Genomic DNA, 23,289 nt, shown 5'->3' with positions numbered 1-23,289 from the left:
TCACCCACATGAACCAGAAGCAAACCGGAGAAAAACTCACGATCACTTGGCGTTCACCAAAGCTTGGTGATAAGGAAACAAGACCCAAGGGGAACCCAACCACCCGGCATCAGCGCCGGCGGCCTTGCAGATCAATAATTTACACACACCCCACAACAAACACAAAACCCCAGGTAGAAGCAGGAAACCCGGGCATCGTTATGGTCAACGATGCCCGGGTTTGTTCAACAGCTTCGGCGCTTACACCTGGTGCGGCGCAGCGCTGCTCGCCTAGGAGCTGATCTTCGCGCCGGCGAAGTTCTTCTTCCCCTTACGCAGCACCAGCCAACCGCCAACCAGAAGGTCCTCCGCAGAGACGGTCCACTCGGCGTCGTCGATGCGCTCGTTATTTACGTACGCACCGCCCTCCTTAATGGTTCGGCGGGCCGCACCATTGGACTTCTCCAGACCAGCGGCGACGAGCAGCTCGACGAGGCTTGCACCAACAGCACCCTCCGCGACCGTCGTCTCCTGCAGAGCTGCGGCAAGAGTCTGCTCGTCGAGGTCGCTCAGATCAGCGCGACCGAACAGTGCCTGGGCAGCCAGCTCGACCTTGCCGACGGCGTCCTCACCGTGAACCAGCGCCGTCATCTCCTGGGCGAGAACGCGCTGCGCCTCCCGCTTGAACGGGCGCTCGGCGACCTCCACAGCAAGGCGGTCGATCTCCTCGCGGTCCAGGAAGGTGAACATGCGGAGGAACTTCACCACGTCGGCGTCGGCGGTGTTGAAGAAGTACTGGTACCAGCTGTACGGGCTCGTCAGCTCCGGATCGAGCCACAGGTTGCCGCCACCCGTGGACTTGCCGAACTTCTTACCCTCAGAGTCCGTGACCAGCGGAACCGTCAGGCCGTGGACAGAATCCCCGTCCATACGACGGACAAGATCCACACCGGAGACGATGTTGCCCCACTGATCGGAGCCACCGACCTGCACGCAGACGTCGTGCTCGCGGTGCAGGTGAACGAAGTCATTCGCCTGCAGCAGCATGTATGAGAACTCGGTGTAGGAGATGCCGTCGGCAGCGAGGCGACGCTTCACGGTGTCACGGGAAAGCATCGTGTTCAGCGAGAAATTCTTGCCCAGGTCGCGCAGGAAGTGGATGACGGACATGTTGCCGATCCAGTCAGCGTTATTGACCAACGTCGCGGGGTGCAGGTCCTTGCCCGACTCCTCGAGCTCAGCACTTCCCTCGAAGAGGAGGAAAGCGCGCAGCTGCTTCTTGATGTGCTCCACGTTCTCGGCGACCTGCTCCTCGGTCAGCATGGAGCGCTCGCCCACGTCGCGTGGGTCGCCGATCATGCCGGTGGCACCACCCGCCAGGGCGAAAGCCTTGTGCCCGGCCAGCTGGAAGCGACGCAGCAGGAGCAGCGGCACGAGGTGGCCGGCGTGGAGGGAATCGCCCGTCGGGTCGAAGCCGCAGTAGACCGCGGTCGGGTTCTTCAGCTGCTCGCGAAGTTCATCAAGGTCGGTGGAGTCGGCGATCAGCCCGCGCCACTGCAGCTCGTCAACCAGGTTGGAGTTTTGAATCGTCTCGTTAGACATGTCTTTCCTCAGTCAAAGATGTGTGATCGTTTTTAAGCTTCTGCCAGCGGCCAGTCGACCGCCTCATCGGTGAGCAGAACCGGGATGCCATCGGAGACCGGATAGGCACGTCCCAGCCGCGGGTTCACCAGATAGTCGCCGTGATCCTCCAGCGGCTGCTTGTCTTGCGGGCAGGCGAGGATCTCCAGAAGCTTCGGATCAATCATGCGTCTCATTGTAGCGACATCTTTTCCTCCCGTTCGCTTGGCTACCCCTACCCGCTTTCTGCCCTCTCCCCTGTGTTCATTGCTGTTGTTTTAGGACGCCGCCCTCCCCTCAATTTCGGGCCCGTGTTCATTCATTATTTGCGTGTCCGAAGCGTTCGCTATGGTGGGTTCGTACCGATATACGGGTGCCCCTGAAGTGGCTGGGGCTGAGATCGCGCACGCCAGCGCGGAACCGTCTGAACCTGTCTGGTTAGCACCAGCGAAGGAAGTTGGAGGAGCTCTTCATGAGCGCGCAAAACGCAGATATTTACGCGTCCGAAATTCACCCGAAGCACCGCTACGCACCCCTGCGGGTCAATGGTCTCGAGGTACCGCAGACCGCGATCGACCTGGACGATTCCCCCACCGGCCCCAACGAGCCGGTCAAGATCTACCGCACCCGTGGCCCCTACGCGGAGCCGGAGGTGGGCCTGCCTGCGCTGCGCAACGAGTGGATCCGCGACCGCGGCGATGTCGAAGAATACGAGGGCCGGAAGCGCAACCTGCTGGACGACGGCACCCGGGCAGCCAAGCGCGGCGCAGCCAGCGAGGAGTGGCGCGGCGAGAAGCGAGCACCACTGCGCGCCAAGCAGGGCCAGCGCGTGACCCAGATGGCCTACGCCCGCCGCGGGGAGGTCACCCGCGAGATGGAGTTCGTCGCACTGCGCGAGAACTGCGACGTCGAGAAGGTGCGCGCGGCGGTGGCCTCCGGCCGGGCGATCATCCCGAACAACGTCAACCACCCGGAATCCGAACCGATGATTATCGGTAACCAGTTCCTCACCAAGATCAACGCCAACATCGGCAACTCCGCGGTCACCAGCTCCATCCGCGAGGAGGTGGACAAGCTGCGCTGGGCCACGCGTTGGGGCGCGGACACCGTGATGGATCTGTCCACCGGTAACGACATCCACACCACCCGCGAATGGATCCTGCGCAACTCCCCGGTTCCGATCGGCACCGTGCCGATCTACCAGGCGCTGGAGAAGGTGGGTGGCGTGGCCGAGGACCTCACCTGGGAGATCTTCCGCGACACCGTCGTCGAGCAGGCTGAGCAGGGCGTGGACTACATGACCGTCCACGCTGGTGTGCGCCTGCCCTTCGTGCCGCTGACTTCCAAGCGCGTCACCGGCATCGTTTCCCGTGGCGGGTCGATCATGGCGGGTTGGTGCCTGGCCCACCACAAGGAGTCCTTCCTCTACGAGAACTTCGACGAGCTGTGCGAGATCTTCGCGGCCTACGACGTCGCGTTCTCTTTGGGTGACGGTCTGCGGCCGGGCTCCATCGCCGATGCCAACGACACCGCCCAGTTCGCTGAGCTGAAGACCATCGGCGAGCTGTGCAACCGCGCCTGGGATTACGACGTCCAGGTCATGATCGAAGGCCCCGGCCACGTGCCTCTGAACAAGATCCAGATCAACAACGAGAAGGAAGAGGAATGGTGCGGCGGCGCGCCGTTCTACACGCTAGGCCCCCTGGTCACGGATATCGCACCGGGCTATGACCACATCACCTCCGCGATCGGCGCGGCGAATATCGCCGCCGGTGGCACCGCGATGCTGTGTTACGTCACCCCGAAGGAGCACCTGGGGCTGCCGAATAAGGACGACGTGAAGACCGGCGTGATCACCTATAAGCTCGCCGCACACGCCGCGGACGTGGCCAAGGGGCATCCGGGTGCTCACGAGTGGGACGACGCCATGAGCAAGGCCCGCTTCGAGTTCCGCTGGCACGACCAGTTCGCGCTCTCCCTGGACCCGGATACCGCGCAGGCCTACCACGACGAGACGCTGCCGGCGGAGCCCGCGAAGACGGCTCACTTCTGCTCCATGTGTGGCCCGAAGTTCTGCTCCATGCGCATCAGCCAGGACATTCGCGACGAGTTCGGCGACAAGATGGCCGCTGACCTGGGTCTGCCAAGCATCGGCCAGCCCAAGGATGCAGCACACGCCGACCCTGACGTCCTGGCTGCCGTCGAGGCCGGCATGGATGAGAAGTCCGCGGAGTTCCTGGAACGCGGCGGGCAGATTTACTTGGAGGAAGATGCGAGTGTGCAACACAGCTAACAACGATGACGATCGCCAGGCTGGCGGCACAGGTGTGGATGGGCAGCTAGCCAACCCCCGGACACTGGACCCCCGGGCGCTGACCTGCTACTTCGTCACCGGCCGCATCCCGGATCTCGACTGGGAAGAGGAATGCGGGGAGATCACCCGCATCGCTGCCGAGGCAGCGGCCGGTGGTGCTGGGGTGATCCAGGTCCGCAGCAAGCCGATCACCGTCCGCCAGCTCACGGAGCTTTCCATCCGGATCGCGGCAGCCGTGGCCAACGCGAATCCGAACGCGGTGGTCCTCATCGACGACCGCGTGGACGTCGCCGCTGCCCTGATGGCGGAGCACAACATCCACGGCGTGCACATCGGGCAGGATGACCTCGACCCGCGACTGGCGCGCGCTGTACTGGGCGAAAACGCGATCATCGGGCTGACCACCGGCACCCTGGAACTGGTGAAGGGAGCGAATGACTACGCCGACGTCATCGACTACATCGGCGCTGGCCCCTTCCGCCCCACCCCGACGAAGAACTCGGGCCGCGAGCCGCTCGGGCTGGCGGGCTACCCTGCGCTCGTCGCTGCCTCCGCAGTGCCGGTCGTCGCGATCGGTGACGTCCGGGCCGAGGACGCCACAGAACTGGCTGCCACCGGTGTGGCCGGGTTGGCGATCGTCCGCGGAATCATGCAAGCCGAGGACCCGAAGGCCTATGCCGAGAGCGTGGTTTCCCAGTTTTCGGGGGCCAACGAGCGTTAGATAGGGCCTATGAGCACACCCGGAACGAGCGCGCGGAGAGTTTTTATCAGCGTCGCAGCCCTCCTGCTCACCGCGGGCTGGTCGGCGAATCACTTCGCGTCCGTACTCGTGGCGCTGCGGGAGCAGCTCAACTTGTCCCCGCTGCTGGTCAACGGCGCCTATGGGATCTACGCGCTGGGTTTGGTGCCGAGCCTCCTCATCGGCGGTGCGCTGGCCGACCGCTTCGGCGGGCGCCTGGTGGCATTGGCGGGATCGCTCATCGCGGTGGTTGGCAATAGCATCCTCATGCTCTTCCACGGAGCGCCTGGGCTACTCACTGGTCGCTTCATCGTGGGGCTGGGCGTGGGCCTGGTGGTTAGCGCGGGCACCGCGTGGGCTGCGCGGCTGAATGGGCCCGCGGGCTCCACGCTGGCCGGTATCGTTCTCACCTCCGGCTTCGCGCTGGGGCCGGTGATCTCCGGGCTCGCCGAGTTCGCATTCTCGCCACTCTGGCTGCCTTTTGTGCTGAGCATCATCGCCTCGCTCGCGGCCGTGGTGTTCTCACTGCGCACTGGTGACATGCCCCGCCAGATCCTGGCAGTGGCGGAGGATCCGCAGGTTGATCCGAGCGCCTCGCCCCGCAAGGCGCTGGCGACCTCGGTGCCGGTGGCGATGTGGGTTTTCGCGGCGATCACCACCGCCTTCGTGGGGCTTGCCGCGCGGGTGGCCGAGTACTTCGAGACCGGGGTGTTCCTGCCTGGCATCGCGGCAGCGGTCGGCTTCGGCACAGGACTGGCGGTCCAGGCGGCAGGGCGCCGCTGGGCCTGGGGTCCGTGCTCCGGGATCGTCGGGATCCTGTGCGCAGGGGCCGGCTTCCTCGTCGTCGCCCTCGGTGGCGCGGCTCCCTCGCTGCCGCTGTTCTTCCTGGCCACCGTGCTGCTCGGGCTCGGCTATGGCCTGTGCCTGCGCGACGGTCTGCTGGACGTCAACGCCTACTCCCCGGCCTCCCACCGTGGCCGTATCCTCGGGGCCTACTACGTCGCGACCTACGTGGGCTTCGCCCTGCCACCGCTGATGCAGGTTCTTGAGCCACGAGTGGGCCCTTCGCTCCCCTTCGCCGTTTTGTCCGCCATCGCGGTGGCCGCCGCGCTGCTGCGCAGCTGGCAGATCCGAACCGGCTACCTCAACCGCACATGAGGCGGACGCATACCTTGCCCATTATCCGAGAATCAATACCGCAGACCGTGGGTCGCAGTTCCGCAGCCCACCCAATTCGTGGCGCGAGCGCACCACTAGAAAGAACAAGACCTTGAGCAGCTACGAGCATGTGATTATCGGCGCCGGGATAATTGGTCTCAGCACCGCCGTGGAACTAACCCAAGCCGGGGTGCCCGCCGCAGACATCGCGATCATCGACCCAGCACCGATCAGCGGTGCCTCGTGGGTCGCGGGTGGCATGCTTGCCCCCGTCGCCGAGGTGCAGTACGGGCAGGAGGAGCTCTACCCCCTGATGATCCGCGCCGCCGAGCTGTGGCCGGCGCTGCGCGAAGCTGTCGAGTCCGTCACCGATTTGCCCACCGGCTACCGAGAGGAATCCACGCTCGTCGTCGCTGCTGACCGCGCCGACGCCACCCACCTCGCTGAATTGCTGGAACACCAGCGATCCCACGGGATGACGGCCACCCGACTGCCCGTGCGTCAAGCCCGCAAGCTTGAACCTGGACTGCACCCGCAGCTCGCTGGCGCCGTGGAGATCCCCGGCGACCATCAAGTCAACCCCCGGTTGTACTGCGCTGCGGCCGTCGACGTCCTGAAAAAGAAGGGCGCGGCCTTCCTGGAGCAGGAAGCGACCGGGCTGGTGCACGGCAGCGATGCGGCGGGGGCTCACACCGACCTCGGCAACGCAGAACAGGCCAGCAGGTGCACCGCAGTGCGTCTCGCCGACAACACGGCAGTGGACGTGAGCGGGAGCGTCTACGTCTGTAACGGCGTGGGGGCAGCAACGCTCGAGGGCGCCCCTGCCCTGCCGGTGCGGCCCGTGCGCGGGGACCTGATCCGCCTCGGGGTCCCCGAAGGCCGGCCCGCCCCGGTGGAGCGCGTGATCCGGGGTTTCTTCGAGGATCGGCCAATCTACGTCATCCCCCGCACCGACGGCACGATCGCCGTGGGCGCGACGACACGGGAGGACGAACGTCGGGCACCCGCTGCCGACGGGGTCTACACCCTGCTGCGCGACGCCATCCGCGTGGTGCCGGGAATCGAGGACTGCGAATTCATCGAGGCGCTCGCCGGGGAACGCCCAGGCACTCCCGACGACCTACCCCTGATCGGCAAGACCAGCGGGAATGTGGTCATCTCGGCGGGATACTTCCGGCACGGCATTCTGTTGTCTGCACTGGGCGCTAAGGTGACGGCACACCTGGGGCTCACCGCTGGTGATGGCGATGCGGCGTTGGGCGAGGCCGCAAAGGCGGCCGGGGTGAGCCTCGAGGCGTGCCGCTGGGAGCGCTTCGCGACCGAAACGCACTGAGCCAGTGGCACGCGACTGGGAGATAATGGGGCAAGCAGAACGCCCGGAGAAAGACGGACGAAAGGATGCATCGAGAATGAATTACACGGTGAACCAGGAAGAGCGCCAGGGCAAGGCGGGACTCACGATCGCCGACGTCGTCGCCAACGAGACCGGCGAGAAGGATGCCACGGGCATCGCGATCGCGCTGAACCAGGCGGTCGTGCCACGCAGTCAGTGGGAGAACCGCGGGGTGGCCGACGGCGACGAGATCGACATCCTCGTCGCAGTGCAGGGTGGCTAAGCTTGCCGTTTCCCGCTCGCTCGGCTGAGCCAGCCACGAAGCCCCTGGAACGACGGCACCGACACACACAGAAGAAGGCATAGATGCTTGAAATCGCAGGTAAGAAGTTCGACTCGCACCTGATCATGGGCACCGGCGGGGCGAGCAGCCAGACGCTGCTCGAGAAAGCCCTGGTAGCCAGCGGTACCCAGCTGACCACCGTGGCAATGCGCCGCTTCCGGGCAGGCAAGAACGCTGGCACCGCTGGGGCCTCGAACGGCGCTGCGGGAGGCGAGAGCGTCTTCGGGCTGTTGAACCGGCTGGGCATCGACGTCCTGCCGAATACCGCGGGCTGCCGGACCGCCAAAGATGCGATCCTCACCGCCCAGCTTGCCCGCGAGGCGCTGGGCACCAACTGGGTGAAGCTGGAGCTCATCGCCGACGACCGCACACTCCTGCCCGACGTGGTGGAGCTGGTGGACACCTGCGAAATGCTGGTGGCCGAGGGCTTCGAGGTGCTGGCCTACACCAGCGACGACCCCGTGGTCGCCAAACGCTTGGAGGACGCCGGAGCGGCAGCCGTGATGCCGCTGGGCTCCCCGATCGGCACGGGGCTGGGGATCCTCAACCCGCACAATATCGAGCTGATCTGCGCCCGAGCCTCCGTGCCGGTGCTACTCGACGCCGGGGTGGGCACGGCATCGGACGCCGCGCTGGCCATGGAGCTCGGCTGCAGCGGCGTGTTGCTCGCCAGCGCCGTCAACCGCTGCCAGGATCCCGTCGCTATGGCCACTGCCATGAGGCACGCGGTCGAGGCCGGCCGCCTGGCCGCTGCGGCGGGACGCATCCCGCAGCGCACCCACGCGGAAGGTGCACTGGCCAGCTCCAGCTTCGAGGGGCTGGCGTCCTGGGACGAGGACTGGGCGGAGGAGGTGCTCTAAGCGTGGCTGAAAACACACACACTTCTTCCCCGCACACAGCGGGAACCGAGCAGGCATTCCCCGCCGGTGACTTCGTCTCGCTTCCCTACCGCGAGCAACGGCGCACCGCCCGCCACCTGAACCTGCCGGGCTTCGGACCCGCCGAGCAGCAGCGGCTGCACGACGCCCGCGTGCTCGTCGTTGGGGCCGGCGGATTAGGTTGCCCCGCGATGCAGTCCCTGGCTTCGGCCGGAGTGGGCACGATCGTGCTCTATGACGACGACACGGTGGACGTGACCAACCTGCACCGCCAGATCCTGTTCTCGGCCGAGGACGTCGGCCGGGCGAAGGTGGATGCAGCCACCGATGCCTTGAAGCGCATCCAGCCGGATATCCGGGTCGAGACCCACCGCTACCGCCTGGACACCGAGAATATCGTCGAGGCATTCCGGCAGGTCGATCTGGTCATTGACGGCTCCGATAACTTCGACACGAAATTCCTGGTGGCCGACGCCGCCGAAATCTCCGGTACTCCCCTGGTCTGGACCACGGTCCTGCGTTTCGCCGGGCAGATCTCGGTGTTCAACTCCACCGCCAGCGGTGAACGCGGCATCGGGCTGCGGGATCTGTTCCCAGAGAAGCCCAGCGGAGATTCGATCCCCGACTGCGCGAGCGCCGGCGTGTTGGGCGCGACCACCGCCGTGATGGGCGCGCTGGCCGCCACAGAGGCCATCAAGTGGGTCACCGGGGTCGGACAGCCGCTGCTCGGCACCGTTGTGAGCTACGACGCTCTCACAGCGCGCACCCAGAGCTTCCGCATCGCCCCCGACCCGAGCCGCCAACCAGTCGCGGCCCTGTCCCCCAGCGACGGCCCCGCGGCCTCCTCTGCCGCCTGCGCAGTCCAGTCCCCGGAGTCTTCGGAGACCACGCCGAACCAGGCCCCAGGCGACTGCCCAGCACAGGCATCGGACAACGCCGCGCTGCACGAGCTCGTCCGCACCGGCAAAGCTTTTACGGTGGACGTCCGGGAGTACCACGAAACGCTCCTCGCCCAGCCGGGATTCATCGGCGAGCAGGGCGCCGACGAGCACCTAGCGATGTCCGCGCTCGCGGATCCCGCGGGCACCCTGGACGTTGCCTCGCCTGCAGTGGCCGAGGCCTTCGCCCGCCACCAGGGCACCGACGCGGTGGTTTACTGTGCCTCCGGAGTACGCAGCCAGCACTTCGCCGAAAAATACGGGCAGGTTGCCAGCGAGTATGGAATCACGCTGCACAACCTGCCCGGAGGGGTGCGGGGCTAAACCCCGCGACGCTCTTTCCTTAGCCGCGGACCGGCGTTTCCGCCCACCCGCGCAGCTCACCGGAAAGCGTCTCGACGCGCTCCCGCTGCTCGGCGACCCGCACACCGGCGGTGCCGCCACGGGTCGACCGGGACGCCACCGCGCCATCGATGGTGAGCACCTCGCGAACCTCCGGGGTGAGCCGAGAATCCACGGAGGCAAGCTCCTCGTCGGTGAGGTCGATGAGGTCCACGCCGCGGGACTCCGCGATACGAACGCAGGAACCCGAAGCCTCGTGAGCCTCCCGGAACGGCACGCCCTGGCGCACCATCCACTCCGCCAGATCCGTCGCGAGCGTGAAGCCCGCCGGGGCGAGCTCGCGCATACGGTCCTCGTGGAAGGTCAGGGTGGATACCAGACCAGTCATCGCCGGCAGCAGCAGATTGAGCTGTGCCACCGAGTCGACGATCGGCTCCTTGTCCTCCTGCAGGTCGCGGTTGTACGCCAGCGGCAGGCCCTTGAGGGTGGCCATCAGCCCGGAGAGGTTACCGATCAACCGACCCGTCTTGCCGCGCACGAGCTCAGGCACATCTGGGTTCTTCTTCTGCGGCATGATCGAAGAGCCGGTGGACCAGGAATCAGAGAGCGTGACGTAGCCGTACTCCGGGGTGCACCAGTAGATGATCTCCTCGGCCAGGCGGGACATGTCCACCGCGATCTGCGCGAGCACGAATGCCGTCTCGGAGGCGAAGTCGCGGGAGGAAGTACCGTCCAGGGAGTTATCCGCCGCGGAGTCGAAGCCGAGCTCCTCTGCGATGGCCTCCGGGTCCAGCTTCAGCGAGGAACCAGCCAGCGCGCCCGAGCCATAAGGCGAGACAGCCAGGCGCTTATCCAGGTCCTGCAGGCGCTGAATATCGCGCAGCAGCGGCTGGGCGTGAGCCAACAGCGAGTGGGCCAGCAAGATCGGCTGGGCAGCCTGGGAGTGCGTCTTACCCGGCATGATCGCCTCCGGGTGAGCCTTCGCCTGGGCAGCCAGCGCGTCGATCAGCTCGGTGACCTGGACGGCGATGTCGCGGATCGCGTCGCGGATCCACATGCGGAACATCGCAGCCACCTGGTCATTGCGGGAACGTCCCGCGCGCAGGCGACCGCCGACCTCCGGGCCGACCCGGTCGATCAGGCCGCGCTCCATCGCGCCGTGGACGTCCTCGTCGGAGGGTGCGGGGACGAAGGAACCCTCCGCGACGTCCCGACCCAGCTGGTCCAGCCCGTTCAGCATGGTCTCCAGGTCGGCGTCGGAGAGGAGCCCGGCCCGATTCAGCACCTTCGCGTGTGCCTTCGAGGCGAGCACGTCATAGGGGGCGAGCACCCAGTCGAAGTGGGTGGACACGGACAGCGCGAACATGGCCTCCGAAGGGCCGCCGGAAAAGCGGCCGCCCCAGAGCGCGCCCTCGTTCGTGCCGTGCTTGTCCAGCGCACCGGGGTTGGACGCACCGTGATCTGCCATTGAAGGATTCCTCTCCGTGAGTGACGTCGTGAAAGAAAGTCGGTCTTAAAGAAACTAACGGCGGGCAGCCCCACGAACGGGACCGCCCGCCAGGAAGGGGCTATTACAGGATGCCCATATCGCGCTTAGCGGCGATCTTGGAGGACAGGCCGTGCAGCTCCACGAAGCCCTTGGCCAGGGACTGGTCGAAGCTATCGCCCTCGTCGTAGGTGGCCAGGTTGAAGTCGTAGAGGGAGTGGTCGGAACGGCGGCCATTGATGATGATGTTGCCGGCGTGCAGCACCAGGCGGATGTCGCCGGTGACGTGCTCCTGGGACTCCTCGATGAAGGCATCCAGGGAGCGCTTCAGCGGGGAGAACCACAGGCCGTCGTAGACCAGGTCGGACCACTCGGCGTCGATGCCGCGCTTGTAACGAGCCAGCTCGCGCTCGATGGTGACGGCCTCCATGGCCTCGTGCGCGCGGATGAGGGTCATCGCGCCCGGAGCCTCGTAGATCTCGCGGGACTTGATGCCCACCAGGCGGTCCTCGACCATGTCCAGGCGGCCCACGCCCTGCGCACCAGCGCGGCGGTTGAGCTCCTCGATGGCCTCCAGGACGGTCACCTTGCGGCCGTCGATGGCCACCGGCACGCCGGCCTCGAAGGAGATGATGACCTCATCCGGGGCCTGGCCCAGGGCCGGGTCCTCGGTGTAGGCGTAGACGTCCTTGGTCGGGGCGTTCCACAGGTCCTCCAGGTAGCCGGTCTCGACCGCACGGCCCCAGACGTTCTGGTCGATGGAGAACGGGGAGGACTTGGACTGCTCGATCGGGATGTCGTTTTCCTCGGCGAAGGCGATGGCCTTGTCGCGGGTCCAGGCGTAGTCGCGGGCCGGGGCGATGATCTCCAGCTCCGGTGCGGTGTTGGCGAAGCCGACCTCGAAACGGACCTGGTCGTTGCCCTTACCGGTGCAGCCGTGGGCGACGGCAGTGCCGTTGTGCTCCTTGGCAGCCTCGGCCATGTGCTTGACGATCAGCGGGCGGGAGATCGCGGAGACCAGCGGGTACTCCTTCATGTACAGACCGTTGGCCTTGATGGTCGGCAGGCAGTAGTCGTTGGCGAACTCGTCGCGGGCGTCCACGACGATGGACTCCACAGCGCCGGCGCCGAGCGCGCGCTGGCGGACGGTCTCCATGTCCTCGCCACCCTGGCCCAGGTCGATGGACACGGCGATGACCTCAGCATTGCGCTCCTTGGCGATCCAGCTGATGGCGACGGTGGTGTCCAGGCCACCGGAGTATGCGAGTACGACGCGATCCTTCATTGAGGTTTCCTTTCCCCGTTTTCTGTTCTTCTTTTAAAGATTCTAGTTGTTCAGATTTTTTGTTGAGCATCCGGCGCGGGCTAGTGGCGTCCATTCTGGACGGCCGCTTGCCCACCGGATCGCTGGCACGGTTCCTAGCCGCGGGCCAGCTCTGCGAAATACTCCGCGACCTGGGCCCCGCTGTGCCCCTCGCGGGCGAGCACAAAGACCGTGTCATCACCCGCGATGGTACCCACCGTCTGCGGCAGTTCCGAGCGGTCGAGGACGCTGGCCAGGTATTGAGCAGCCCCCGGCGGGGTGCGCAGCACCGCGATGTTGCCAGAATCGTCGTGGGCGACCAGCAGCTCGGAAAGCACCCGGCGCAGGTGCGCTGGCCCGTCCCCCACCATGGCTTCGGCCAGGGTGTAGTGGGACTTGCCGTCGGTGCGCACCTTGCGGGCTCCCAGGTCCACGAGGTCCCGGGAGAGCGTGGCCTGCGTGATCTCGATATCCATGGTGTGCAGGATGTCGAGCAGCTCGCGCTGGTTCGCCACCTGGTGCTGGCCGATCACCCGTGCGATGGCCGCCTGCCGGGCGGACTTCGACGGCGCGGCCGGCCGGTCTAACGGAGCAGCCATACCATCAGCGCCTTTTGCGCGTGCAGGCGGTTTTCGGCCTCGTCGAAGACCACCGACTGCTCGCCGTCGATAACCTCGGCGGTGACCTCGTTGCCGCGGTAGGCGGGCAGGCAGTGCAGGAAGATCGCGTCCTCCTTCGCCTCCGCCATGAGCTCCTCGTTGACCTGGTAGGCGCGCAGGGCGCTGCGGTCGACGTTCGGGTCCTGGCCCATGGACACCCACGTGTCCGTGATGACGACGTCGGCGTCCGCGGCGGTGACCTCATCCGTCACGGTGACGGTGGCTCCGGTCTCCGCGGCCCGCTTCTTTGCCCGCTCCACGAACTCCGCCTCTGGCTGGAAGCCCTCCGGGGCGCAGATCGTGATGTCGATGCCTGCGGTGGCGAAGCCGAGCATGTAGCTGTTGGCCATGTTGTTGGCGCCGTCGCCGAAGTAGATGGCCTTCAACCCGGCCAGCTCGCCCTTCTTCTCCCGGATGGTCTGCAGGTCCGCGAGGATCTGGCAGGGGTGGAAATCATCGGAAAGGGAGTTGATGATCGGCACCGTCGCGGTCTCGGCCATCTCCGCGAGGTTGCTGTGCGCACCGGTGCGCCACACGATCATGCTGGCGAACCGCGAGAGCACCGCTCCGGTGTCCTGGAAAGTCTCCCCCTTGCCCATCTGGGAACTACCGGAGTCCACGACGATCGGGCTGCCGCCCAGCTCGGTGATCCCGGCGCTGAAGGAGAAGCGGGTGCGGGTGGAGGTCTTGTCGAACAGCACCGCCACGGACTGGCGCTCCAGGATGTTGCGGAAGGGATTGCCGTAGCGGTCGGCCTTCACCTTCTCCGCCAGGTCCAGGACCTGCGCCTGCTCGGCCGGGGTGAGGTCGTCGTCCGCCAGCATGTGGCGCAGGGGCTTAGTGTTCTTTTCTGCGAGGGTCATATCTAGCTTTCTGTGGTCGACGTCTCGGTTGGGTTCGGTAGGTCGTCGAGCATCGCGGTGATCTTCGACGCTGCCTCATCGGCCTCGGCGGGGCTCAGGTTCAGCGGCGGCACGATGCGCAGCACCTCCGGCGAGGGCTTGTTCAGCAGGATTCCGTAGTTCGCGGGGTCGAGCTCGCACGGGGTGTCCAGAACGACGCCCAGCATCAAGCCGCGGCCGCGGATCTCGGTGACCCGCGGGTGGTTCTGCAGGGCAGCGACCAGCTGCGCCCCGACCTCCTGCACGTTCTCCAGCAGGTTCTGTTCCTTGATCTCATCGATCACGGCATTAGCCGCAGCGCAGACCACCGGGTTGCCGCCGAAGGTGGTGCCGTGCATGCCCTTGGCCAGCAGTTGGGCACGGGGCATGGCCAGGCAGGCGCCGATCGGGAGCCCGCCGCCCAGTCCCTTGGCCATGGTGATGACGTCCGGAACAACGCCGGAACCATCGGACTGGAAACCGAACCAGGCGCCGGTGCGCCCCATGCCCGCCTGGACCTCGTCGACAATGAGGAGGATCCCGCGCTCGTCGCAGATGCGACGCAGCCCGGCGAGGAAGCCCTCCGGGGCGGGGATCACGCCGGTCTCGCCCTGGATCGCCTCCAGGATGATGGCGGCGGTGTTCTCGTCGGCCATGGCGTCGACGGCGTCGAGGTCGCCGTAGGGGTAGTACTCCACGCCCGCTGGCATCGGTTCGAAGGGCTTGCGCTTATCCGGCTGGCCGGTCAGCGCCAGGGACCCCATCGTGCGCCCGTGGAAGCCCCGCTCGGCGGCCAGGATCTTCGGCCGCCCAGTCGCGCGCGCGATCTTGAACGCGGCTTCGTTGGCCTCGGCGCCGGAGTTACAGAAGAACACGCGGGCGTCCGCAGCCTCCTCGGTACCGACCAGCGAGGTCACCTTCCCCGCGAGCTCGATGACCTGCGGGTGGGCAAAGACATTCGAGGTGTGCCCCAGGGTCTGCAGCTGGGTGGTCACGGCCTCGACGATCGCTGGGTGGGCGTGCCCCAGGGCGTTGACCGCGATGCCGGAGAGCAGGTCGAGGTACTTCTTGCCCTCGCTATCCCAGACGTAGCTGCCCTGGCCCTTGACGAGGTTCAGCGCCGGGGTGCCGTAGGTGTCCATCAGCGTGTGCTGCCAGCGGTCCTGCCAGGTGGCTTCCGTGGCGGGAGTGGCTTGAGATTCAGTGTTGCTCATCGCCTTGATCCTTCGGGGTTGTGCGTCGGAAGTTTCTTGCTGCTGGGTTTTAGTGCTCGTAGGACTCTGCGGCGATCATCGTGCCGATACCGCCTTCGGTCATCAGCTCGAGGATCACCGAGTGCGGCACACGCCCATCGATGACGTGGGCGGCCTTCGCGCCGTTGCGAATGGCGTCCAGGCAGGCGGTCATCTTCGGGATCATGCCGCTATCCAGGGTCGGGAGGAGCTCCTCCAGCTCCTCGGGGGTGAGGCTGGAAACCAGCGAGTCCCGGTTCGGCCAGTCGGTGTAGAGCCCCGGCACGTTGGTGAGCATGACGAGGCGCTCGGCGTCCAGGGCTCCCGCCAGCGCACCAGCGGCGGTGTCGGCATTGATGTTGTAGACCAGACCGTCGTCATCCGGGGCAATCGTCGAAACCACCGGGATGCGGCCGGCATCGATGAGGTCGAACAGGCTGGTGGGGTCGACGTCGGTGATATTGCCGACCCGGCCGATGTCCACCAGTTCCCCATCGATCTCGGGCTGGAACTTCTCGGCCGTGAACAGGCCAGCATCCTCGCCGGAGGCGCCCACCGCGTAGGGCCCGTGCTCGTTGATGAGGCCGACCAGCTCGCGACCGACCTTGCCGAAGAGCACCATGCGCACGTACTCCATGACCTCAGGCGAGGTGACGCGGAAGCCACCGCGAAACTCCCCTTCCAGGCCGACCTTGTCGAGCATCGTGTTGATCTGCGGCCCGCCGCCGTGCACGACGACGGGGCGCGCGCCGACAGCGCGGAGGAAGACCATGTCGGCGGCAAAGGCACGCTTGAGCTCGTCGTCGATCATGGCGTTGCCGCCGTACTTCACCACCACGATCTTGTCGCGGTAGTGCAGCAGCCACGGCAGGGCCTCGGCCAGCACGTGGGAGCGCTGCGACGGGGTCAGCCCGCTGGTGCAGGAGGAGTCGTGAATCTTAGGCATGGTGAATCCTTGGGTTACCGCTGGCGCTTAGCTGGAGTACTCGGAGTTGATCTCGACGTAGGAGTAGGACAGGTCGGTGGTCCAGACGGTGGCCGCGCCGTCGCCGCTGGCGAGGTTGACCTCGACGTCGATGTCCTCACCCGAGAGATCAACCTCGCGGGCGTTCGGGGTTCCGGCGGCGTCGACGCAGACGTCGTGGCCGTTGAAGGACACCCGAATCTTGCTCGGATCCATGGTCACCGGGGCCATGCCGACGGCGGCGAGCACGCGGCCCCAGTTCGGGTCGGAGCCGAACATCGCGCACTTGAAGAGGTTGTCGCGGCCGATGACGCGCGCGGCGGCCTTGGCCTCCTCGTCCGTAGCTGCGCCGGTGACGGTGATCGCGACCTTCTTGGTCACGCCCTCGGCATCACCCTGCAGCTGGCGGGTGAGGTCGAGGCACACCTCGTGGACCGCGCGGGCGAACTCAGCGGCGTCCGGCTCCACACCGGAGGCACCGTTGGCGAGCATGATGAGGGTGTCGTTGGTGGAAGTGGAGCCGTCCACGTCGATGCAGTCGAAGGTGACCCCGCTGGCCGCCCCCAACGCCTCCTGGGCGGCCTCTGCGCTGGGCAGCTTGGCGTCGGTGGTGAGGAAGACCAGCATCGTGGCCAGGGATGGGGCCATCATTCCCACGCCCTTGGCCATCGCGCCGATGCTCCAGCCATCACCCTCGTAGACCGCCTGCTTGATGACGGTATCCGTGGTCATGATCGCCTCGGCTGCCTTGGTACCTGCTTCGAGGTCGGTGGAGAGCTCGGAGGCCAGCGCACCAACTCCCGCCTCGATCTTGTCCATCGGCAGCAGGTCGCCGATCAGGCCGGTGGAGCACACGGCCACGTCCGCGGCGTCAATCCCCAGCGCGCTGCCGACGAGCTCGCCGGTGCGCTTCGCGTCCGCCATGCCCTGCTCCCCCGTGCAGGCATTCGCGTTGCCGGCGTTGATGACGGCTGCGCGGAAAGTTCCGTTGTGCAGCGACTTGGTCAGCTGGACAGGCGCGGCCTTGATCTGGTTACGGGTGAACAACGCGGCGGCGTGGTAGTCGGGGCCGTCGTTGACCAGCAGGGCCATGTCCGGGTTGCCGGAGGGCTTAATGCCTGCGGTGACGCCGGCGGCGCGGAAGCCAGCCGGGGCGGTGACTCCGGTGCACTGACCGGCTTGTGGGTTGTGGTGTTCAGGCTGGGTGCTCACTGCGTGCTCTTCTTCTACTTCTTCAAAGGGGTTGATGTGGTGGGTGTGTTGTTCGGCGTGTGGAACGGCGCTGTGTTACGACGGCGCTGTATTAAGACGCTGCTGCGTTAGGTTGTCGCTGAGTTAGGTCGCGGCGATGGTCGGCAGGCCTGCGGTCTCGTCCCAACCGTTCATCAGGTTGAGGCACTGGACGGCAGCGCCCGCGGTGCCCTTGGTCAGGTTGTCGATCGCGGAGGTCGCGACGATCATGCCGTCGTCCACGGCGACCTGCAGATGAACCATGTTGGTACCGGCGACGTGGCGGGTCTCTGGCTGCTGGCCTTCCGGCAGGAGGTGCAGGAAGGGCTCGGATGCGCAGAAGTCCTCGTAGGCGCGTCGGACGTCGGCGGCGCTACCGCGGGCCGGTGCGGTGACGGTCGTGAGGATGCCGCGCACGAGCGGTGCTAGGACGGGGGTGAAGGTGACGTGGACGTCGTCGCCCTGGTCGCCACCCGGGACGAGCTCGAGGAGGTTCTGCTTGATCTCCGGGGCGTGCCGGTGGGTCATCACACCGTAGGCGCGGAGGTTCTGCATGGTTTCGGCACCGAGCAGGGCCACGCTGGGCTTCTTACCCGCCCCCGAGACGCCGGTGACGGAAACAACGGAGACCTGTGGGGCCATCATGCCGGCGGCGATGCCGGGCATAGCGGCGATGGTCGCGCCGGTCGGGAAGCAGCCGGGGGCGGCGACGCGGTTAGCTGCGGCGATCTCCTCGCGGTGGCCGGGCATCTCCGGGATGCCATAGGTCCAGCTACCGGCGTGCGGGGTGCCGTAGTAGCGCTCCCACAGGTCCTCGTTGCGCAGCCGGTAATCCGCACCACAGTCCACGATCTTCATATCTTCCGGCAGCCCCTGCTCCACGAGGGTGGCAGAAACGCCGTGCGGGAGAGCGAGAATCGCCATGTCGTGCTCGGCGAGCACCTCCGGGGTGGTCTCCTGGAGGGTGCGATCCGCCAAGGGGGTCAGTGCCGGGGCGAGTTCCCCGAAGTTCTGGCCGGCGTTGGAACCCCCAGTGAGGGCCCCGATCTCGAAGTCCACGCCGTATCCCGGGTGGTTGAGCAGCAAGCGGAGAGCTTCCCCGCCTGCGTAACCGCTGGCTCCTGCGACTGCAATCTTCTTCATTCTTTAATTATGCGCCCGATCACAGAAAAATGCAATATATACACGCTTATGCAAAATATGCAGCCCGCGATGGTGGTCCTCGCGGGCTGCATAAGGGGTATGTTCTAGAGGTCCGCTCCCCTCAGAGCACGGCCGCGCCCTAAGAACGCAGCTGCACATTAGGAGCGAAGCTGTGTCCTAGCAGCGAAGCTGTGCCCTAGGAGCGAAGCTCAGCACCCAGTTTCGCCGTGGCGGCGTCGATGGCCGCACGGCGACCCTCCGATGCCTCATCCTCGGTCAGCGTGCGGTCCGTCGCACGGAAGCTCAGGGAGAAGGTCAGCGAACGCTTGCCCTGGGCCAGCGAATCCGACTCGTAAATGTCGAACAGGCGGATGCTCTCCAGCAGCTCGCCGGCCCCCTCCTGCAGCACCTTCTGCACCTCGGCAACCGGCAGATCCTCGTCAACCACGAGGGCCACGTCCTGGTAGACCGGCGGGAAGGCAGACACCTTGGGCTGCGGGAAGCGCTCCTCCACCGGGAGCGCGTCCAGGTCGATCTCGAGCGCGATGCTCCGGGCCGGGATGTTGGCGCGCTCGCAGACCTGCGGGTGCAGCTCGCCCGCGTGCCCCACCACGGTGCCGTCGACCAGGATCTCCGCACAGCGGCCCGGGTGCCACGGCAGGAACTCGGCGTTGCGGAACTCCACGTCCACACCAGCCGCACGCCCGATCAGGCGGGCTGCCTCGAAGGCGTCCTGAGCCTCGAAGTTCTCCGCGCCACCCCACGGGCCCTGCAGAGCGCGCTGGCCGGCGGCGACCATCGCCACGTAGAGCGGCTGCTCCGGCAGGGTCTGAGCCAGCTCGTCCAGCTCCGCCTCGGACGGGCGCTGGGTCACAGCGGGCATCGGGGTCGGCTTGCGCCCGCTTTCCGGCAGGCGGGGCAGGGAAACCTGCTCCACGCCGAACAGGGCGACGTCCTTCTGACCACGCGCGGAGTTGCGGCGCAGGGCGTCGATCATGGACGGCAGCAGCGTGGTGCCCAGAGAAGCGTGATCAGACTCCAGCGGGTTCTGGACCTTCACCACGTTGCGGCGCGGATCATCCTCCGCCAGGCCCCACTCGTCGAAAACATCGTTGGCGATGAACGGCGTCGGCAGGATCTCCGCGAAGCCATTCCAGGCCATCGCGTGGCCGATGCGGCGGCGCAGGCGCTGGCGTGGCGTCAGGCCGCGGCCGACCGGTGCGTGCGGCAGGACCGATGGGATGTTCTCCAGCCCCTCGAGACGGAGAACCTCCTCCACCAGGTCGGCCGGGATGGTCAGGTCCGGGCGCCAGGTCGGCGGGGTGACCTCGATCTGGCGGGCACCCTGGCCATCGCGCAGGCCGGTCTCGCGGACGGTGCAGCCTACCTCGCGGAGGCGACCGATCGTGGTGCCGTCCGGGTAGATCATGCCCGCAACCTTGCCCGGACGGTTGGTGTGCATCTGGATCGTCGGCATGCTCGGCACCTCGCCGACCATGGTGCGGCCGTGCACCACCTTGCCGCCAGCGATGCGGACCAGCAGCGAGACCGCGAAGTCCAGGGCATTGCCGATGATCGCGGCGTCGGTGCCGCGCTCGAAGCGGCGGGAGGACTCAGAGGAGAGCTTGTGGCGGCGGCAGGTGCGGGCCACGGTGAGCTCATCCCAGTGAGCGGCCTCGAAGAGCACATCGACGGTCTCATCGGAGATCTCGGAGGTGCTGCCGCCCATCACACCGGCCAGGGACTGGATGCCAGAGTCGTCGGAGATGACGACGTCCTCGCTGGACAGGGTCCGCTCCACACCGTCCAGGGTGGTCAGAGTGTCGCCCTCGGAGGCGCGGTGCACCCGCAGGTTGCCGGTGATCTTGCCAGCGTCGAAGGCGTGCATCGGCTGGCCGAGCAGCATCATGACGTAATTCGTGACGTCCGTGGCGGCGTTAACCGGGCGCTGGCCGCAGAGCATCAGCTCGCGCTGCAGCCACAGCGGGGACTCGGCGGTCGGGTCAATGCCCTCGACCTTGCGGATACCGAAGAGGGAGCACTTCGCATCCTCCTCGACCTCCAGGGAAAGGATGTCTTCCTTGATGCCCGGGATGCCGGCGAAGAGGTCATCGTCGAGAGCGGCAGCCGCTGGATCGAGCGCCGGGTCGCGGTACTGCAGCTCGAAGGAGGACGCCAGCTCGCGGGCCAGGCCGCGGGCGGACAGCGCATAGCCGCGGTCCGGGGTGACGTTGACCTCGAAGACCGTGTCATCCAGGCCCAGCAGGCCACGGGCGTCGTCGCCGACGGCGAGCCCGTTGACCTTGATCTCCTCCTCGGAGACGGTGATGATGCCGGGGCTGGTGCCGTCGTAGAGGCCGAGTTCAGAGGCGGAGCACATCATGCCCTCGGAGATCTTGCCGTAGGTCTTGCGCGCGGAGATCTCGAACGGGCCAGGCAGCACGGTGCCCGGCAGGGCGACGATCACGTAGTCGCCCTCGGCGAAGTTGCGGGCACCACAAATGATGTTCTGTGGCTCGCCGGTGCCGTTGGCCTCGCCGACGGCGATCTCACAGTAGCGGATCGGCTTCTTGAAGCCCTCCAGCTCCTCGATGTTGCTCACCCTGCCGATGACGAGTGGCCCCTCGGTCTTCGGGAGGCGCTCGTAGCCCTCCGTCTCGAAGCCGACGCGGACGAAACCTGCGTCGAGTTCCTCGGAGTCCACAGACCAGCTAGGGTTCGCGGTCTGCAGGATCCGGGTGAGCCAGTTCTGAGAAATCAACATGTGCTTGAAAAGGTCCTTTTGCCAGAAGAGTTGTGGAGCGGAGGTTGTTGTGGCGGCGGGGTACTGCGGGGCTTAGCCGCGGACCCCGAATGGCAGGGTGAAACGGACGTCGCCTTCCACCATGTCGCGCATGTCAGGCAGACCGTTGCGGAACTGCAGAGTGCGCTCGATGCCCATGCCGAAGGCAAAACCCGAGTACTCCTCCGGGTCGATTCCCGCGGCGATGAGGACGTTGGGGTTGACCATGCCGCAGCCACCCCACTCGATCCAACCGGCGCCGCCCTTCTTGTCCTCGAACCAGACGTCAACCTCGGCGGAGGGCTCGGTGAACGGGAAGTAGTTCGGGCGGATACGGGTCTTGGTGTTCGGGCCGAACAGGGACTTCGCGAGATGGTCCAGGGTGCCCTTGAGGTGAGCCATCGTCAGGCCCTTATCCACGGCCAGCCCCTCGACCTGGTGGAAGACCGGGGTGTGGGTGGCGTCCAGCTCGTCGGTGCGGAACACGCGCCCCGGGCAGGCGATGTAGATCGGCACCTCGCGGGAGAGCATGGTGCGCATCTGCACCGGGGAGGTGTGGGTGCGCAGCACCTGGCGGGAGCCCTGCGGTGCAATGTGGAACGTGTCCTGGAGGGTGCGGGCCGGGTGGTCCGGGATGAAGTTCAGGGAGTCGAAGTTGAAGTACTCTGCCTCGACCTCCGGGCCGTCGGCGATCTCCCAGCCCATGCCGACGAAGATGTCCGCGATCTGCTCGTTGAGGATCGTGATCGGGTGCTGGGCGCCAACCTGGCCGCGGGTGGTGGGCTGGGTGACGTCGATGCGCTCGGCGCGCAGCGCCTCCTGGTTGCGCTTCTCCTCCAGCTCGGCCTTGACCTGAGCGAAGAGCTTCTCGACGCGGCCACGTGCCATGTTGACGATGCGGCCGGCATCCTTGCGCTGGTCCTTCGGCAGGGAGCCGAGGGAGCGGCGAGCAGCGGGGATCGGAGCGTCGTCGCCGAGGTGGGCACGGCGGGCCTCGGCGAGTTCCTCGAGGTTGGTCGCGGAGGTAAAGGCCTTCTCGGCGGCTTCGGCCGCCGCCCCCATCGACTCTTCAGAGATTTCTACAGCAGCCTCAGGCGACACTGGCGATTCCGACAACGTGGGCTCCTCGCAACACGTAAAACGACTATTTCAGGCTACAGCTTAGCAATCTGTGCTTTGGAGGATTCGTAAAGGCACACACTTGCCGCCGTGGCGAGGTTCAGCGATTCAGCCTGCCCGCGCATCGGGATACTCACGCGGATATCCGCAAGGTCGAGCCAGTCCCCCAGCCCGTGCGCCTCGTTGCCGAACAGCCATGCGGTGGGCTGGGCGAGCATGCCATTGGCGGGGTCGGCCGCCTCGTGGAGGGTGACATCCCCGTCCGCTGCGGTAGCGAGGATCTGGAACTCCGCCTCGTGGAGTTTCTCGACGACCTCCACCACCGAGGTGTTGCGGGCAACGGGCAGGTTGAACAGGCTTCCGGCTGATGCGCGCACCGCCTTGCCACCCTGCGGATCCACGGTATTTCCCGCGAAGAGGACTCCCCCGGCGCCGAAAGCATCGGCGACACGGATGATGGTTCCCGCGTTCCCGGGCTCGTTCGTCTCGACGGGCACAGCAATGAGTGGGCTGTTCTTGACGGCGCTAGCGATGAGTGCATCGTCGTCGACCATCTGGTTTGCGCAGAGGGCGAATAGGCCGGTGTGGGTGACCGTCTCGGAGAGGTGGTCGGCGGCACGTTCGGTGATGAGGTGGACGTGGGTGCCGGTGACGTCCTGGAGGAAGGGGAAGCGCTCCCACGCAGCCTCGGTGACGTACAGGTCGAGGACCTCGCCGCGCGCGAGAGCTGCGGTGACCGCGTTCTCCCCCTCGGCGAGGAAGCGACCGGTCTTGCGCCGGGTGGCGGCTCGGTGCAGCTTGGCGGCGTTGACGATGCGGGGCGTGCGTTCGGTGAACATCTCCATG

20 protein-coding genes and 1 riboswitch are annotated in these 23,289 nt (G+C 66.4%); of the genes, 7 read left to right on the top strand and 13 right to left on the bottom strand.

The genetic code is table 11. From position 1 onward, the window contains the following. Nucleotides 1-270 precede the first annotated feature (270 nt). Both tyrS and HMPREF3097_RS09000 read right to left on the bottom strand, forming a co-directional pair. Complete coding sequence (gene tyrS, locus HMPREF3097_RS09005) at nt 271-1,581, bottom strand: tyrosine--tRNA ligase (RefSeq protein ID WP_070761957.1); 1,311 nt, start codon at nt 1,579-1,581, stop codon at nt 271-273. Between the two features lie 32 nt (nt 1,582-1,613). Continuing rightward, nucleotides 1,614-1,787 carry a Trm112 family protein gene (locus tag HMPREF3097_RS09000; protein ID WP_041628482.1) on the bottom strand — a complete coding sequence of 58 codons (174 nt, stop codon included), beginning with the start codon at nt 1,785-1,787 and terminating at the stop codon, nt 1,614-1,616. 169 nt (nt 1,788-1,956) lie between these two features. Beyond that, a riboswitch (TPP riboswitch) is annotated at nt 1,957-2,072 on the top strand. Here HMPREF3097_RS09000 and thiC point away from each other — a divergent pair. The 7 genes from thiC (at nt 2,072) to HMPREF3097_RS08965 (ending at nt 9,626) form a co-directional block, all read left to right on the top strand. Next, on the top strand, nt 2,072-3,892 hold the full coding sequence (thiC, locus tag HMPREF3097_RS08995) for a phosphomethylpyrimidine synthase ThiC (RefSeq protein WP_070761965.1): 1,821 nt from the start codon (nt 2,072-2,074) through the stop codon (nt 3,890-3,892). It overlaps the preceding riboswitch by 1 nt. Before the next feature lie 64 nt (nt 3,893-3,956). Then, nucleotides 3,957-4,634: a thiamine phosphate synthase gene (locus HMPREF3097_RS08990; protein ID WP_371260107.1), complete on the top strand. Its 678-nt coding sequence runs from the start codon at nt 3,957-3,959 to the stop codon at nt 4,632-4,634. A 9-nt stretch (nt 4,635-4,643) separates the two neighbouring features. Further along, nucleotides 4,644-5,810, top strand: coding sequence for an MFS transporter (locus HMPREF3097_RS08985; RefSeq protein ID WP_070758179.1), 1,167 nt, complete (start codon nt 4,644-4,646; stop codon nt 5,808-5,810). A gap of 112 nt (nt 5,811-5,922) precedes the next feature. Then, nucleotides 5,923-7,143: a glycine oxidase ThiO gene (thiO, locus tag HMPREF3097_RS08980; RefSeq protein ID WP_070761956.1), complete on the top strand. Its 1,221-nt coding sequence runs from the start codon at nt 5,923-5,925 to the stop codon at nt 7,141-7,143. Between the two features lie 76 nt (nt 7,144-7,219). Further along, nucleotides 7,220-7,426 (top strand): sulfur carrier protein ThiS, encoded by a 207-nt coding sequence (gene thiS, locus HMPREF3097_RS08975; RefSeq protein ID WP_070758175.1) that lies wholly within the window; start codon nt 7,220-7,222, stop codon nt 7,424-7,426. A gap of 83 nt (nt 7,427-7,509) precedes the next feature. Continuing rightward, nucleotides 7,510-8,346: a thiazole synthase gene (locus HMPREF3097_RS08970; protein WP_070761955.1), complete on the top strand. Its 837-nt coding sequence runs from the start codon at nt 7,510-7,512 to the stop codon at nt 8,344-8,346. A gap of 2 nt (nt 8,347-8,348) precedes the next feature. Beyond that, nucleotides 8,349-9,626, top strand: a complete 1,278-nt coding sequence (locus HMPREF3097_RS08965) for a ThiF family adenylyltransferase (protein WP_070761954.1) — start codon at nt 8,349-8,351, stop codon at nt 9,624-9,626. A gap of 19 nt (nt 9,627-9,645) precedes the next feature. On the opposite strand, the gene argH is transcribed toward HMPREF3097_RS08965, so the two are convergent. From argH to HMPREF3097_RS08910, 11 genes are all read right to left on the bottom strand, one after another. Beyond that, nucleotides 9,646-11,079 (bottom strand): argininosuccinate lyase, encoded by a 1,434-nt coding sequence (gene argH, locus HMPREF3097_RS08960; RefSeq protein ID WP_210398578.1) that lies wholly within the window; start codon nt 11,077-11,079, stop codon nt 9,646-9,648. A gap of 136 nt (nt 11,080-11,215) precedes the next feature. Then, the gene (locus HMPREF3097_RS08955; protein ID WP_070761952.1) at nt 11,216-12,415 is read right to left on the bottom strand and encodes an argininosuccinate synthase; all 1,200 of its coding nucleotides are present in this window, start codon (nt 12,413-12,415) and stop codon (nt 11,216-11,218) included. Between the two features lie 134 nt (nt 12,416-12,549). Further along, complete coding sequence (gene argR / locus HMPREF3097_RS08950) at nt 12,550-13,032, bottom strand: arginine repressor (protein ID WP_070758165.1); 483 nt, start codon at nt 13,030-13,032, stop codon at nt 12,550-12,552. After that, nucleotides 13,017-13,955: an ornithine carbamoyltransferase gene (argF, locus tag HMPREF3097_RS08945; RefSeq protein WP_070761951.1), complete on the bottom strand. Its 939-nt coding sequence runs from the start codon at nt 13,953-13,955 to the stop codon at nt 13,017-13,019. Before argF ends, argR begins: the two co-directional genes overlap by 16 nt. Nucleotides 13,956-13,957: 2 nt before the next feature. After that, on the bottom strand, nt 13,958-15,187 hold the full coding sequence (locus tag HMPREF3097_RS08940) for an acetylornithine transaminase (protein ID WP_070761950.1): 1,230 nt from the start codon (nt 15,185-15,187) through the stop codon (nt 13,958-13,960). A 49-nt stretch (nt 15,188-15,236) separates the two neighbouring features. Then, nucleotides 15,237-16,151 (bottom strand): acetylglutamate kinase, encoded by a 915-nt coding sequence (argB, locus tag HMPREF3097_RS08935; protein WP_070758159.1) that lies wholly within the window; start codon nt 16,149-16,151, stop codon nt 15,237-15,239. Nucleotides 16,152-16,178: 27 nt separating this feature from the next. After that, nucleotides 16,179-17,381 (bottom strand): bifunctional glutamate N-acetyltransferase/amino-acid acetyltransferase ArgJ, encoded by a 1,203-nt coding sequence (argJ, locus tag HMPREF3097_RS08930; RefSeq protein ID WP_070761949.1) that lies wholly within the window; start codon nt 17,379-17,381, stop codon nt 16,179-16,181. A gap of 123 nt (nt 17,382-17,504) precedes the next feature. Beyond that, nucleotides 17,505-18,542, bottom strand: coding sequence for an N-acetyl-gamma-glutamyl-phosphate reductase (gene argC, locus HMPREF3097_RS08925; RefSeq protein WP_070761948.1), 1,038 nt, complete (start codon nt 18,540-18,542; stop codon nt 17,505-17,507). Nucleotides 18,543-18,738: 196 nt separating this feature from the next. Continuing rightward, a complete protein-coding gene (gene pheT / locus HMPREF3097_RS08920) occupies nt 18,739-21,306 on the bottom strand; it encodes a phenylalanine--tRNA ligase subunit beta (protein WP_070761947.1) in 2,568 nt (855 codons plus the stop codon). A gap of 72 nt (nt 21,307-21,378) precedes the next feature. Further along, on the bottom strand, nt 21,379-22,386 hold the full coding sequence (gene pheS, locus HMPREF3097_RS08915) for a phenylalanine--tRNA ligase subunit alpha (RefSeq protein WP_141759418.1): 1,008 nt from the start codon (nt 22,384-22,386) through the stop codon (nt 21,379-21,381). Nucleotides 22,387-22,478: 92 nt separating this feature from the next. Next, nucleotides 22,479-23,288: a TrmH family RNA methyltransferase gene (locus tag HMPREF3097_RS08910; RefSeq protein ID WP_070761946.1), complete on the bottom strand. Its 810-nt coding sequence runs from the start codon at nt 23,286-23,288 to the stop codon at nt 22,479-22,481. Nucleotide 23,289: the final 1 nt, after the last annotated feature.

The sequence above is a fragment of the Corynebacterium sp. HMSC27B11 genome, assembly GCF_001815985.1.
In the GTDB taxonomy this organism is placed as follows: Bacteria; Actinomycetota; Actinomycetes; order Mycobacteriales; family Mycobacteriaceae; genus Corynebacterium.
The sequence above is the reverse complement of the archived record's forward strand: the minus strand, read 5'-3'. Positions and strand labels throughout refer to the sequence as shown.